At 39.8% G+C, this 13,985-nt stretch carries 14 protein-coding genes and 1 pseudogene; 8 read left to right on the forward strand and 7 right to left on the reverse strand.

Features of this window, described 5'->3' with window-relative positions:
* Positions 1–97 precede the first annotated feature (97 nt).
* The 3 genes from AC3IRT_RS04560 to AC3IRT_RS04570 form a co-directional block, all read right to left on the reverse strand.
* The gene (locus tag AC3IRT_RS04560; RefSeq protein ID WP_489395249.1) at positions 98–1,291 is read right to left on the reverse strand and encodes a DUF7482 domain-containing protein; all 1,194 of its coding nucleotides are present in this window, start codon (positions 1,289–1,291) and stop codon (positions 98–100) included.
* A 535-nt stretch (positions 1,292–1,826) separates the two neighbouring features.
* Complete coding sequence (locus tag AC3IRT_RS04565) at positions 1,827–2,078, reverse strand: hypothetical protein (protein ID WP_489395250.1); 252 nt, start codon at positions 2,076–2,078, stop codon at positions 1,827–1,829.
* 167 nt (positions 2,079–2,245) lie between these two features.
* Positions 2,246–2,734 (reverse strand): hypothetical protein, encoded by a 489-nt coding sequence (locus AC3IRT_RS04570; RefSeq protein WP_489395251.1) that lies wholly within the window; start codon positions 2,732–2,734, stop codon positions 2,246–2,248.
* A 505-nt stretch (positions 2,735–3,239) separates the two neighbouring features.
* On the opposite strand from AC3IRT_RS04570, the gene AC3IRT_RS04575 reads away from it, so the two are divergent.
* The 4 genes from AC3IRT_RS04575 (at position 3,240) to AC3IRT_RS04590 (ending at position 8,113) form a co-directional block, all read left to right on the forward strand.
* Positions 3,240–4,226: a sensor histidine kinase gene (locus AC3IRT_RS04575; RefSeq protein ID WP_489395252.1), complete on the forward strand. Its 987-nt coding sequence runs from the start codon at positions 3,240–3,242 to the stop codon at positions 4,224–4,226.
* Positions 4,216–4,914 (forward strand): LytR/AlgR family response regulator transcription factor, encoded by a 699-nt coding sequence (locus AC3IRT_RS04580; protein ID WP_489395253.1) that lies wholly within the window; start codon positions 4,216–4,218, stop codon positions 4,912–4,914. The genes AC3IRT_RS04575 and AC3IRT_RS04580 overlap by 11 nt, the downstream gene beginning before the upstream one ends.
* A 153-nt stretch (positions 4,915–5,067) precedes the next feature.
* The gene (locus AC3IRT_RS04585; protein ID WP_489395254.1) at positions 5,068–7,665 is read left to right on the forward strand and encodes a TonB-dependent receptor domain-containing protein; all 2,598 of its coding nucleotides are present in this window, start codon (positions 5,068–5,070) and stop codon (positions 7,663–7,665) included.
* 301 nt (positions 7,666–7,966) lie between these two features.
* A complete protein-coding gene (locus AC3IRT_RS04590; protein WP_489395255.1) occupies positions 7,967–8,113 on the forward strand; it encodes a hypothetical protein in 147 nt (48 codons plus the stop codon).
* A 55-nt stretch (positions 8,114–8,168) separates the two neighbouring features.
* On the opposite strand, the gene AC3IRT_RS04595 is transcribed toward AC3IRT_RS04590, so the two are convergent.
* A complete protein-coding gene (locus AC3IRT_RS04595) occupies positions 8,169–8,432 on the reverse strand; it encodes a PLDc N-terminal domain-containing protein (protein ID WP_489395256.1) in 264 nt (87 codons plus the stop codon).
* Positions 8,433–8,764: 332 nt separating this feature from the next.
* Between AC3IRT_RS04595 and AC3IRT_RS04600 the strand changes: the two genes are divergently transcribed.
* From AC3IRT_RS04600 to AC3IRT_RS04610, 3 genes are all read left to right on the forward strand, one after another.
* Entirely contained in the window at positions 8,765–10,948 is a 2,184-nt protein-coding gene (locus tag AC3IRT_RS04600) for a PAS domain-containing protein (RefSeq protein WP_489395257.1), read from the forward strand.
* Between the two features lie 88 nt (positions 10,949–11,036).
* On the forward strand, positions 11,037–11,399 hold the full coding sequence (locus tag AC3IRT_RS04605; protein WP_489395258.1) for a response regulator transcription factor: 363 nt from the start codon (positions 11,037–11,039) through the stop codon (positions 11,397–11,399).
* 293 nt (positions 11,400–11,692) lie between these two features.
* On the forward strand, positions 11,693–12,025 hold the full coding sequence (locus AC3IRT_RS04610; protein WP_489395259.1) for a hypothetical protein: 333 nt from the start codon (positions 11,693–11,695) through the stop codon (positions 12,023–12,025).
* A gap of 254 nt (positions 12,026–12,279) precedes the next feature.
* On the opposite strand, the pseudogene mobC reads toward AC3IRT_RS04610, so the two are convergent.
* The 3 genes and pseudogenes from mobC to AC3IRT_RS04625 form a co-directional block, all read right to left on the reverse strand.
* Positions 12,280–12,366, reverse strand: a pseudogene (mobC, locus tag AC3IRT_RS04615) (plasmid mobilization relaxosome protein MobC); the annotation flags it as partial.
* The gene (locus AC3IRT_RS04620; protein ID WP_489395260.1) at positions 12,367–12,519 is read right to left on the reverse strand and encodes a plasmid mobilization protein; all 153 of its coding nucleotides are present in this window, start codon (positions 12,517–12,519) and stop codon (positions 12,367–12,369) included. It abuts the pseudogene before it with no gap.
* 139 nt (positions 12,520–12,658) lie between these two features.
* Positions 12,659–13,024 carry a group III truncated hemoglobin gene (locus tag AC3IRT_RS04625; protein ID WP_489395261.1) on the reverse strand — a complete coding sequence of 122 codons (366 nt, stop codon included), beginning with the start codon at positions 13,022–13,024 and terminating at the stop codon, positions 12,659–12,661.
* A gap of 275 nt (positions 13,025–13,299) precedes the next feature.
* Between AC3IRT_RS04625 and AC3IRT_RS04630 the strand changes: the two genes are divergently transcribed.
* A complete protein-coding gene (locus tag AC3IRT_RS04630) occupies positions 13,300–13,971 on the forward strand; it encodes a DUF6624 domain-containing protein (RefSeq protein ID WP_489395262.1) in 672 nt (223 codons plus the stop codon).
* Positions 13,972–13,985 lie beyond the last annotated feature (14 nt).

A 13,985-nucleotide genomic window follows, 5' to 3' on the forward strand; every position in this document is an offset into this window, starting at 1 on the left:
GAGATAGGCGTTGCTTGTCTTGCTGAATAGGGTATAGTAACTAAGTTCGGAACATACGGGTGTAATAGGATGTATGTTCCGAACGTAGAAAGTCTTTTTAATTAACAATAGTTGGATGCGCAATTACTGGGCAATTAATGATGAGACCCACAGGAATTAACCCCGTAAACTCATTCACCGTTCCTTCGTCCGCTAAGCTCGTTATATACCCTTGTCTAATCAATTCTTTTTGATCTTCAAAAGAGGTTATTCTACGCACTTTACCTTCATCAAAAGCTTTTTGTGTCCATAGCGATACATGGGCATCCCATAGTGGACTGTAATTATTCGTGGCAGCCGATTGCACGGTATTCGTTGGGCCTACGGGAAATACATTAATAGGATCTATTCCGCCATTACGAATGGAATAACTGAAGCCCTGGCCTTGTCCTGTACTGACATCAGTAAGACCATTTGCATTCGGAGAAAAACCCAATAAAGCAGATTTATCGGTAGGTAGCGACTTACCAAACGCAGCTATTTTAGATAGTTTAGGGGCATTTACACCTTGTTCCAACGCGGCAGGCAATTCGGCAGATGCATCAGTAACTAGGTGGAAAAAATATTGCTTACCACCTTGAAATCCATCTAAGATGGATAGGGTTGCAGACATTTTCGCTAAATCTTTACTGACAAGACGGTCGTGATCTCCCGTTTCATTACTGATGATTTGGGCATTTAATACTTGTTTACTAGGCAATACGACGATAGATGACCACTCGGCATCAGCGACAGCTCCTGCCGCGATGGATTTTGGCGGGAAGTAATTGGGCGCATCGCCAGCAACAACCTGTCTAACTGGGGAAAAATCTACGTTTCCTTTAAACTTCATGTGGCCATTTTCAAGCGTCACATATTGCTCACCGCCAGAACCGATAGCATGAATTAATTTGGGCGCATAATTAACCCCCATCTGGTTAGCCACATTATAATCCGACGCTTCGGTAATGATATAATATACCTCTTTACCTGTAGGAGAGATCCCTTTAAACAAGGGTAATGTGACGTTTGCATTTTCTTTGGCTATATGTATGGCCAAAGCACTTTTTACGTATACATTGTCTTCCGCTCTGAAGCTCACTCCTTGGCCAGGAGTATAGGTGGTTCTACCGCCTTCTTTAGCAGATACATCTAATAAGGTTTTGGCTTCTTCAGCCATTTCATCTTCAATCGTTTGTTGTGTAGATGATTTATTACATGATACAGTGGTAATAAAACTTAACAACAGCAGTAGTTTTAGTGTCTTTTTCATGGCAATAGGTTTTATTTTTTTTCACAATTTAAAGAAAATTAAAACCTAATTAATAATTAATTATCTTTCATGTAGTAATTTAGCTACAAATGTCGTAGTTTATCACTTGTGCCTTCTTGAAATAATATGATCTAGTGATAATGCATACCGCTTTGATCTCTCCTCAAGTAACTCCAAACCTGGTAAAAAACCGAATACAACATGAGTTGGGTTAATATAAATGCTTAGGTTTCCTTATTTACAAAATCACTGAATAATATTCAATAGAGAAAGAATTTTAGAACTCTCTTAAGGAGAAACCTCTAATCTTAATTAAAGAAATTAATATAGGGTTTGTCCGTGTTGATTAAAATTATGGTGATACCATCAGAGAGAATGGAATGAGTATGTATATTTTTGACAATAGTTTCAAAAGCACTTTTCGCCTGTTTTAGAAACATATTATTCAAAAAAAAGAGGATCGTAACATCCATTCTTTTTTCATGAGAAATATTATATATCTCGTTTAGCTTTTTTAAAAAGGGCGTATTCGTTCCTATATGGATGGTACTTTCTGGAACAAAGGAGTCAAAGCACCATCATAGTTCCAATCCAATTGCCCAAAGATATTGCCTTTAGCATAACAATTTGCCCGAAACGAAAGCAGAGAATCCTCCTTGAAGTATAAAATCTGAATGGGTCGTTTAATATTTTTATCACCAAGATTATTATAGTCGATATGGTAATTTTTAAACTCATCTTCGTGACTAACTATTGCATAGTAGGATCCTGTGTAATCTTGGATCATACTATGCAATGATTGATTGCATAAGGATTCATCAAAAACCTCTCATTTCTTTATTCCATACATCCTGTTATCACAAGAGCAGAAAATACTAAATGTGAATACAGATATGAGAAATATAATGATCCTTGGCAATTTGTAGAAAATTAGATTAGTTGATTTTAACTAAATCAACAATGCCCCCCTCCGGTATTCCTAAATAAATGCCCGGTTTTATAGCCAACTTGGAAGAAACCGGAACATAGTTGCTGATAGTATGAATCAGAAGTAAGGCCTTCGCCTCTAACTAATGGTTCAAATACCAGTTTATCGTCATCGATGTAGTAAATCTTCGCATTGGATGATTCCAATCTAATAGTTGGTAATTCTTCTTCGAGTGCGTCAAAGATTATAAAGACACCAGGCTTGATTTTACAACCGGTACTAAAGCCCCATTTAACTGTAGGCCATGCTAAATCTTCCTTCTCTTGGATATTTGCAACTGTTGATGCTCTCGAATCCCCACTATTTGATAATAGATCCGAATTATCGGTAATGGCGGTATTTTCTAGAAATACCCGAGCTTCACCTACAGAATTGGCTTTTAAATTTGGCAAGGATAGGATTGAAACAGCTGCATAAACGTTTTTGTCGTCCTTAGCACAGTTTAAAAGTGTCATTAAACATAATGAAAAGAAAAAAATCCATAATCTAATTTTTAGTTAATGTAAATATGTTATTTAAAAATATTGATTTTCAACTATTTATAAAACAATTGCTTGGCATGTTGATAAAAAATGATTTTATGAAGTAATATTATTTGCCGTCGTAAGTGTCTAATATTAGCTTTGCCAGCGGCGTATTACTGTTCTATCTGTATAATAAGTGCTATTATGAGCAATGAAATAATGCTTAGTTCTTCTTTTTGGTATCAATAAGTAGTCTCGCTTATCTTTCTCAGGTCGGAAGTATTTCATGAATAAGAAATGCTGCACCCCTATGTCTTGGTATTGATAAACCATGATCTCGAGGAAAACAACCGCGGTGTGAAATCTATTTTTTTGAACACAGATATGCATTTTATCCGAAAAACTCTTTAGATTACACCGCACAGCATACTAGCATGTACAACTTATGATTGCTCATTTCTTCAGAAACTATTACGTTCACATCTTTGTGTGGTTTATGATATTTACACTCCCGTTTGTAAATTATCTGTACGAACCGGAGAAGATGCGCGATTTTGATCCGTACCTACTCAAATCTCATGCGATGAATGTATCTTTCCTGTGCTCCAGTTTCTATCTGCTCAGCAAATACGTCGCTCCCAAATTTTTCTTTCACCAGCGCGCCAAGTTTATTCTCTTTACGATCGCTGGCCTGCTGTGCTATATCGCGATCAATTACCTTCTGATAGCCTATAATCCAAATGGTGATTTTGCCAAAATGGAGCGTGAAGGTTTAGTGGTCATCCGATTAATTGTTGGTCCGAGTATTATTTATTTTCTATGTGTTATCATTGGCAATATGCTGTTTTTTTACAATGAGCAGGACAGACAAAAAGAACTGAATAAGCAAATTCAGTTGCAAAAAACCACCGCCGAGCTCAATCTGTTGAAACTACAGATCAGCCCTCACTTTTTGTTCAACACGCTCAACAATATCAGATGGCAAGTGCGCAAGCAACCGCTCGAATCCGAAGACTCCATCTTTAAACTGTCCGAAATACTGCGCTATATCCTATATGACGTGGGCGACAATCGAGTCGAGTTGCAAATGGAAATCCAGCATATCAAAAATTTTATGGAGCTGCAAAGACTACGATTCCCAGTCGAAGGTCGGGTCGAACTATCCGTGGCGCCAGATCTCCAAAACCATTGGATTCACCCCTTGTTATTTATCCATTTTATCGAAAACGCTTTCAAATTTGGCGTCGACAGCGAGACATCCCCCGATATCTATTTTCGTTTCGAAACTACTGCTGATCGAATTATCTTTCAGTCTAGCAACAAAATTTTGATACAATCGATTAAGGAAGATAGTACAGGGATAGGCCTGAGTAATGTCAAAAGACGGCTGGAGCTATTATATCCAGACAAACATGAACTGTTGATCACGAAGGAGAATGGTTTTTTCAATGTATCAGTGAACATAACATGCCATGGTAATTAAGTGTATTTTAATAGACGATGAGCCCTTTGCGTTGAACCTGTTGGAAGATGATCTGTCCATGTTTCCGAACGTCGAAGTGTTAGCCAAGTTCACCAGCACGTTGCCCGTTCGAGAATATTTGCGAACGCATGATGTTGATTTGATATTTACCGATATCCAAATGCCCGAGATATTAGGCACGCAGTTTATTAGGAGTTTGGAGAACATCCCTTTAGTGGTTTTTACCACCGCTTACCACCAATATGCCGTTGAAGGTTTTGAATTAAATGTAGTCGATTACCTCACCAAGCCGATTCGTAGAGAGCGATTGGAGATTGCGCTGGAGAAGGTGTCTGCCCGATTAGAGCTGACGAAGAATGCCGTGCAAAGCCAAGTGAGTGATTATTTTACCATCAATGTAGAATATCAAAAAATCAAGATCTTAGTGGAAGACGTCAGCTATGTCGAAGGATTGAAAGATTATGTGAAGATCCATCTGGTCAATCGTGCTCAGCCGCTCTTAACGCGGATGAATTTACGCGGGATGGAAGAAGTGCTATCCAGGTATTCTTTTATCCGTATTCACAACTCCTTCATTGTGAATACCACCAAGATATCGGCCATTCACACCAGTAAATTATTCCTCGGAGAGGTGTCTTTGCCTATCGGCAAAAAATATGCAGAATCAATCCGACAGTTCAATTCCTGACCTGATTTGCTGTTCATAATGGTGCGATCGTCTACAGATTGCGGTCGTTTGTCTACAGATAATTGCGGAATTACGGGAGGAAGGCAATCTTTGTGCAGTTTCCAATCTACCATTGGGTGGATCTGAGGAATAACAGAGATATTACTACATCACATGAAAAAATTTTTATCAGTCCTTGTACTTACCTGTACCCTGTACGCGGCATACTCCCAAAACCCTTTTGCCAATAAACCTGGTGGAAAGCCAGAAGGTACACTGACCGGGAAAATCCAGAACGATACCGACGAAGCATTATCGCAAATATCCATTGTATTACTGAAAGTAATCGATGATAGTACGAGTGGCGCGAGCAAAGAGGTCTTGGTGCATGCTACTGTGTCCAACTCATCTGGCGTATTCAAGTTTGAAAATGTACCCTTGACGGAAAAGCTGAAGGTAAAAGTAAGCGCCATTGGCTATTCTACCGTCGAGATGCCGGTGCAATACGAAATGCCTAAGCGCGACAGCCTTGCTGGCCCGCCAGCAGGTGGTAAACCAGATGCTGCTACGATTGCCAAAATGATGGCGGCTTTCAATAAAGATTTAGGTACGATTACCTTATTAGGCGATGCGACCGATATTGCCGCAGTATCCGTAACGGGGCGCAAGCGATTGCTAGAAATCGATATGGAGAAGAAAGTCTTCAATGTCGAGAAAAACATCGTATCGGCCGGCGGTACAGCTATTGATGTGTTGAGAAATATGCCATCCATTCAAGTGGATATCGATGGCAATATTAAATTGAGAAATGCAGCGCCGACTATCTTTGTAGACGGTAGACCAACAACTTTGACCCTCGACCAGATTCCGGCCGACGTGATTGAAAAAGTGGAAATCATCACCAACCCGTCTGCCAAGTACGATGCCTCCGGCAGTATGGCCGGTATTCTTAATATTGTACTTAAGAAAAACAAAAAAACGGGCTACAACGGTATGGTCAATGCCGGTGTCGATCGATTAGGCGGTTCCAATTTTATGGGTAGTTTCAATGCTAGACAAGGTAAATTAAATCTTTCCCTAACGGCCATGAACATGCGTATTCGCACGAATACCGAAGGTAACAGCGATCGTTCGAGCGTAGTCAATGACGTGAGTTCTCAGGTGATGCAAGACATCGATAGCAAAACCAAAGGTATGATCACGTTTGGAAGATTGGGTGTGGATTACGATTTGACCGACAAAACGACGCTTTCGGTAGCGGGAATTTTGGCCGGCGGAAGTTTCAAGCCGGTGGAGAATACGCGTATTACCAACTCTTCTTTGGGCACATCATCTTTAAGCGATCGAATGGCGGAAACAGAAAGAAGTTTCAAGCCGCGTGGAATTCAGGCTGGTGTGATCCACAAATTTGCGACAGAAGGCGAGGAGCTGACGGCTGACTTTAATTATTTTGGCGGGCAAAATGAGTTGGATGGTTTGTACACCACTAACTACCTCAATGCGGCTGGTCAAATCGGGGGCACGCAAGTTCAACGAAATTTTGGAAATGGCGATAATGAAAATATTACCTTTCAGATTGACTACGTCAAACCATTTGCCAATGGCATGAAATTAGAAACTGGCGCTCGCGCTCAAATCAATAACGTGGCTAACAATAATCAAAACTTGTTGCGACGCGTTGGCGAGACGGATTTTGAAAATATCGAAGCCGCTTCGGCCAACTATGATAGCAAGAACAGTGTTTATGCGGCATATGCATCCCTTGGTGGACAAGTGAAAGATCTATTTTCGTACAAAGCCGGATTGAGAGTCGAAAGCTCTGCCTACGATGGTCGCTTGCTCAATACAGGGGAAACATTTAGCAACCGTTTTCCATTAAATCTTTTTCCTTCCTTATTTTTAAGCAAAAAGCTGTCCGATAAAGACCAGATTCAGATTAGTGGAACACGTAGGGTCAATCGTCCGAACTTCTTTCAACTAATTCCATTCGTAGATTATACGGATAGTTTGAATATTACTCGAGGTAATGCCGATTTAGTGCCCGAGTTCACGAACTCTGGAGAATTTAGCTATAGCCGGAGCAGCAACAAAAGTACCTTTATTGCCACTATCTATTATAAGCATACCAGCAACTTGATTACGCGGTTTTTAGCGCAGGAAATAAATCCGATAACGGGCAATCCCGACTTCATCAATACCTACATCAATGCAAATTCTGGACAGAATTATGGTGCAGAGTTTACCTATACGACCAATCTAAAACCGTGGTGGGATCTGACAGCCGATTTGAACTTTTACAATTCGAAAATTACCGTTAGCGATGGCGTGAATGCACAAGATCCACTATGGACGGTATTTGGTAAATTGAATAACAACTTCAACCTTAAAAAGCATTGGACTATCCAACTGGCTTTTGAATACCAAGGAAAAACCAATATGCCGGTGAGCCAAGGGCAAAGCTTTGGTCCTCCATCTTTAGCGCAGAGCTCATCCCAAGGTTTTATTGAGCCTTATCACGGTCTGGATCTAGCGATCAAAAAGAGTTTCTTGAAAAATGAGGTGGCCTCGCTTACTTTGTCTGCCAATGATATCTTTGCATCAAGAGGAAACACGATTATATCTTACGGGGAAGGATTCTCCCAGAGTTATTATCGCTTATCCAATCCGCGCATGATCAAGCTGAACTTTTCGTATAGATTCGGGAAAATGGATATGAATCTATTTAAGAAAAATAGAAATGTGAATCCGATGGGCGATATGCAGATGCAATAATCCAACAATTAATACCCTGCTCATCTAGCTACGAATTAGTAGCTGAGATGAGCACAACGCCTGAAGCTTTTTGCTTCGGGCGTTGTTGTTTTAGATTTCACGCTATTAAGCCCTAAATTTAAAAACCCTGAAATCCATACTTCTGTTATTCTTATTCACCATTCATTTCACCCTATTCGGACAGAGCATTATGGTTGATGTTGCCGAACTAAATCGCTGTTTAAAAGAAGCTCCCTTTCAAATGATATCCATTGGCACTTCGTTAGATATGGTCCAATCTACGCTAGGTCAACCGCTAAAAATGAACAAGTGTTTTCAGGAGATGGGTGATATGTGGGGCGATCTAATAGGATATTCAGGAGAAGCGAAACTATATGTCCAAAAAGGTAAATTGATTAGTTTTGCGATTGATCGTTTCGAAGAATGGGGTGCCTCCATCGTTGAATGAATCCATACAATTGATATCCCTTATTAATCTGTAACGTTATAGTTTTCGAACGAGATTATTTGGCGCTGTATACAAGGAAAGCAATAGATCCGATAAACGGAAATAAAAGAATGGCCACTATCCACAAAATTCTATTTGAACTACTCAACGGTTCATAATTCAAAAGTCGATATATTGCATATGCGACTAAAGACAAGTATAGTAGAAAAATTATAATTTCCATATCGTAGTTTTTTAGTTTTAATTCTGATAACACAATATAGTGAAAATTATCATCAATGGGGCAAATGAGCTGACTGATCCTGCGCCGATAATCCATATATTAGTTTTCAATCATCTAAATACCTCTATAGGCAAAGTACGTCAAGTGTAGTTTTGGGCTATGCCTCGTCTAAGTTTAGTGAAAAGTACGACAAGAATTCTAGGTTTCTCTAGAAATATAAATAGAATTCAGCTATACCTGGATCTGGAAGAATACCTTAATAAGTAATTATTGATGCATATACTAATTTGGTCCTGCAGAACGCCAGCGATTTGTTTTATAAAGCAAAAATACTCCCCTAATATCATTAGAAATCATAAAGAACTGGTATAAATAACGCTAAGAAAATTGGTTTTTCATGATTATATTTGTTGACTATATCGTTGTGTATGAATGTGAGTTTTAATGGCTTGTTGCATGTGATTGCCGACATGCCGAATGCTGTGGCAATATATGATAGTGAAGAGCTACATATTGCTATTGCAAATGAAAAAATGCTAAGTGTCTGGAGCCGTACAGATGACTTGGTTGGTCGTCGTTTGGGTGAAATTTTTCCCGAATATATTGAACAGGGGTTTGAGGGATTGCTCCGAGAGGTTTGGAGAACTGGCAAAACTTACCGAGGTGAAGAAATCCCTGCAGACATCATCATCAATGGAATTTTGACTCCGCGTTACTTTGACTTTGAGTATAAAGCACTAAAAGATCAAAAAGGGAATACGTACGCCCTTTTACATACTGCAACAGATGTGACCGATCGGAAACTTGCTCGTGAGCAGGTTGTCGAGAGGGAGGCGAGTGAAGAAGCCATAAAGCAAGAACTGCAGGCAACAAATGAAGAGTTGAGTGCCCTGAATGAAGAATACATGTCGACCAATGAGCAGTTGGATGAGTACAACCAAGCGATAAAGTTGATCAACACCAAACTCGCCGAGCGGAATAAAAATCTGGGTACTGTCAATAAGGGATTTAAAGTATCTAATGAGCTGTTAAATACAGAAAACGACCACTTGAGTCAAGATATTGTAGACCTAAAATCCATCAATGATGCTATACACGATCTCAACAACAAATTAGGCGACAGTGAGCACGGCTTTCAAAACCTGATTGCGCAGGCACCAGTAGCTATGCTGCTGACCAAAGGGAAGGATTTTATTGTAGAAAAAATAAATTCGACTATGCTGGCAATTCTTGGACGGGATGAAAGTATAATTGGTAAACCCTTATTTGAGCAAATGCCTGAACTTAAGGGGCAGCTAGTTGCAGACCTGCTAATAGAAACCTACGAATATGGTGAGTCTCGTGGACAGAGCTCCAGTCCTGTGACATTATTGCGCGATGGTGAGCTTTGGGAAGGCTTTTTCAACTTCACTTTTACACCGTTTGTTGAAAATGGGAAAGTGACCGGGGTAATTGATGTTGCAGTAGACGTCACTTCACAGGTATTGGCTCTTCGTGAACAAGAGGAGACTATTCGTCAAAAAATAGAGCTGGAGGAAACGCTCAGAAACAGTGAAAAAAGACTACAAGGAATATTGGAAACGATGGCAGAGGGTGTCGGTATCGTAGATAGTACGGGGCAATTGGTTTATGCCAACCCGATGGCACAGCAAATATTAGGTCTTACTTTGAGCGCTATTGAAAGTCGCACTTATCATGATCCACGTTGGCAGAATCTACGTTTAGATGGCACAGCCCTTCCACAGGAGGAGCATCCGATGACTATCATGATGACCACCGGAAAACGAGTTTTTGATAAAGAGATTGCCGTTCAGCCACCTGATGGAGATCGGCAATATATATCTATCAATGCTGCACCAATCTTCGATGAAGATGGTCAGTTGACTGGCGGCATTGGTACTTTTATGGACGTAACAGCAAGACGGTTGATTTCTCAAGGAAAAGATGACTTTATTAGCATTGCTAGCCATGAACTGAAAACACCAGTTACTTCGCTGAAAGCATCATTGCAGCTATTAGAGCGGGCACACAATAGGCTACCGGAAGAGTCTAGAAGCAGACTTATTTCTCAATCGCTCAGTAGTCTCGAAAATCTTTCCCGTTTAATCCATGATCTGCTAGATACCAGTAGAATGGAGCAGGGGCAGATGAAGATGGAGAAGTCAATAGTTTCGGTCGATGAACTTTTTGATGAGTGTTGTTCAGATATTGCGCGTGATTCCAAGCAACGCATCATACTAAGTGGTGAGAAAGCGCTAAACATACATGCAGATAGCCAACAAATTGGCCAAGTGTTGGTGAATTTCATTTCTAACGCAATAAAGTATGCGCCAGATTCTAATGAAATTGTGGTTGACGTGAGACAAACTAATCCTAGAGAAATCAAGATTTCTGTTAAAGATTCCGGTCCAGGTATTCCAAAGGAAAAATTAGAACACCTTTTTGACCGATACTACCGTGCCAACTACGAAGGCAAAAAATTCACCGGCCTTGGATTAGGACTCTACATTAGCGCAGAAATTATTAAGAATCACGAAGGCAAGATTGGTGTGGAAAGTGAGTTGGGCAAAGGAAGTGAATTTTGGTTTACACTACCTTTTTCAAAGTATTAAACAATACGAATGCAAAACCCGTATTTATGCATTATCTAGCTTAAAACTAAACCGTAGTATTATATGTTAAGTTCTAAGAGAAAAGGCTATGAGAAAGATATTTTTATTAGAGGACGACGAGGGGATTAGGGAAGTGTTAGAAATTCTGCTAAGATCAGAAGATTACATGGTACACTCATTTTCAAATATCAAAGATTTTAAGAATAGAGATACGTCCATTCTTCCAGATTTGTATTTGTTCGATGTCATGTTACCTGATGGCTCTGGATTAGATTTGTGCAAAGAGATGAAGCAGCAAGACAATAAGGAGAATGTCCCTATCGTGATCATGAGCGCACATGTATACCTCGGAGATTTGCAAGGTATTTGTGAACCAACAGATTTTATCAGTAAACCTTTTGACATAAGTCATCTTCTCGAAAGAGTAAAGTCTGCTATTGCTAGACAGTAAAACATTCGCTGATCCTATCGGAATAGACTTTCAGAAATATATTGGTGTACAGCTACGCTAATTTAAGACTTTATAAGTCTGTTTGTGATACCACTATTTTCCAGCCCTTTGTTATTATCGCAAGATGGTTTTCTATTAACTCCTCGGAGTCTAGATCTTTTTGTTAGCCATTTTGATGGTAATCTTTCTAATTAAGTGCGCCATTGCTCACAATTACCATCAAATCATGAATTGAACCGTTGAATAGTTGTGAAATTTCCGTTATTTTACGCTACACTATTAAAAACTCTACTATGATTTCTACTGCAATCGCTGCTCTAACTAAATATAGAGGTGTCTCTCTTGCCCTTATACTATTTTGTTTAACAGTAGTAAGCTGTTCCAAAGACTCTGGAGTTGGTTCTAGTTTTCAGGTCGCGTATCTGTTGGAAGGACCTGCTGTCGTAGCGCAAGTGCAGTACACACCAACCATCTCAGATCCTTACAACATCCCGGATGAATATGAAGAAACGGTAACACCGCCTTGGAGAAAAACAGTCACATTGATTGATGCCGTACAAGGTGCTGGATTTTCTGTCTCGATCGATGAAGGACAACCGGGAGCGAAGTACAAATTTCTATTCTAGATAAAGATGGTGGTGCGCTGGAAAGTGCAGAACTTGTACTTGATAGTGAAGGCTTTGGTGTGCAATTGATTAATTATTATAAATAAGTAGCAAAATCAGCGCTGTCTGGTGCCTCAATATCTTTATATTCCTGATTAGAAGGGAAAGTCACCAGCTATCGCTGTATGATTTATTCGAAAAGGTAAGTGCTTGTTGGGAATGTATATGAAATGCTTTTGAGGGACTTTTAGTTCAAAGAGTTTATTTAGCAGATGCTAATCGTAGGCGACTAGACTTATGGAATTATGCTTATAATACTTAGTCAATTGGTTCAAGTTGTTCGCGATGCCGTTCAACGTTCGCTAGTCTTGGGGATCTACTTTGATAACCTTGCCGAACAGTAGCATTTGACGAGCATAGGCACTTACTTTTAGTCCATACTCATCCGCCTTGGATTGGATAATTTGCTTGTCTTCAAGACTGATTCTTAGTCGCAGGACTTCTTCTTTTACCATGTAAAAAATTTTAGCGAAGCGTGAAGAAATTTTGACGCTCCGCAGGACGAGGTAGAAAGAAAGGTAACGTTTTAATAAAACATTCATAAATGTATTTTACAACATAGTCAATGGTACCCCTGGTTGGCTAAACCCAGCATCACCCTCTCATAAACTTTAATTTCGAGGTAAAGATCGTAGCCATTTTTTTCGCTCTCCATTTTGCTTCGTCGGCCAACTTTCCTTCAAAATGCGTGTTGACGGTGTGGCACCAGATTGATAACCAGCGTTCGAAATGCGTACTGTCTATCGGCATCTGTGCATGCGGCGGAAATGGATTGCCATGGTACGTCTGTTCTTCCAATAGAAGCGTTTGCCAAAAGGTGTACATTTTTTCCAGATGTATCGGCCATTCGCGAATAGTAGCCTGAAAAATAGGACCTATTAGCGCATCTTTTTGTACTTCATCGTAAAATGAATCAACTAAAAGTTTTATATCGCTAAGACTAAGAATATCAGTTTTCATGAGCAAGGTGTCTAATAATCCCACTACCTATTTGCTATAGATAATAGGGCTAATATAGGACTATATTAATACAAGATAATTTTGTCTTTTGCTATAGAGCAGCCGTATCATTTGAGATGCTTGCGGACTTCCTCTACCGGAATATCGAAGTAAGCGGTAAATTCGTCAGCAGTCAGCAAATCATGATCCGACAATCCGTAATCATTTCTCTATAAGAATATTAAATAACTACCTTACAGTCTGTATAACATCTACTATCCCTAAAAACGCTAATTATGACCGTATCAATAGGTAAATTTTCGTGGCTCCCACTTTGTGTATTATTCTTGTCTTGCGCCAATAAAAAGCAGCTGGATATGAATGAAAAGATGGCCTTAAAGAAAGAGCTGCGTGAGATGGTACAAACAGATCAGATCGCGGCCAATATACCAAAAGGTGACTATAAATTGTGGAATACCGAAGATTGGCAAGCTTTTAAAGACAGTGTATTTACCGCCAATAAGCAAAGGCTAGAGGTATTGTACGAGCAATATGGTTTCTTAGGTTTTGATAAGGTCGACAAAGAAGGGGCAACACATTTCTGGCTCTTAGTGCAGCACTGCGACGAGTTTCCTGATTTTCAGAAGCGCATCTTGAAGGATATGGAGAAAGAAGTGAGCAAAGGCAACGCCAACGCCAAAAATTTTGCTTACCTGTATGATCGTGTGCAGACTAATGCCCAGAAGAAGCAAAAATTTGGAACGCAGGTAGATTATGAAGTTGTCACAACAGGTAGAGCTTTTCCTAAATATGGATTGATAGACTCTGCGAATGTCGATGCATTAAGAAGCCAATATGATCTATCACCACTAAAAGAGTATCTCAATATGATGACGACAATGCACTTTGAAATGAACAAAGCGCAATATGAAAAAAAGGGCATCCATGCTCCGAATCTGTACGAGTAGATGCCCGAATCTAC

This window comes from Sphingobacterium sp. KH_072 (assembly GCF_057837975.1).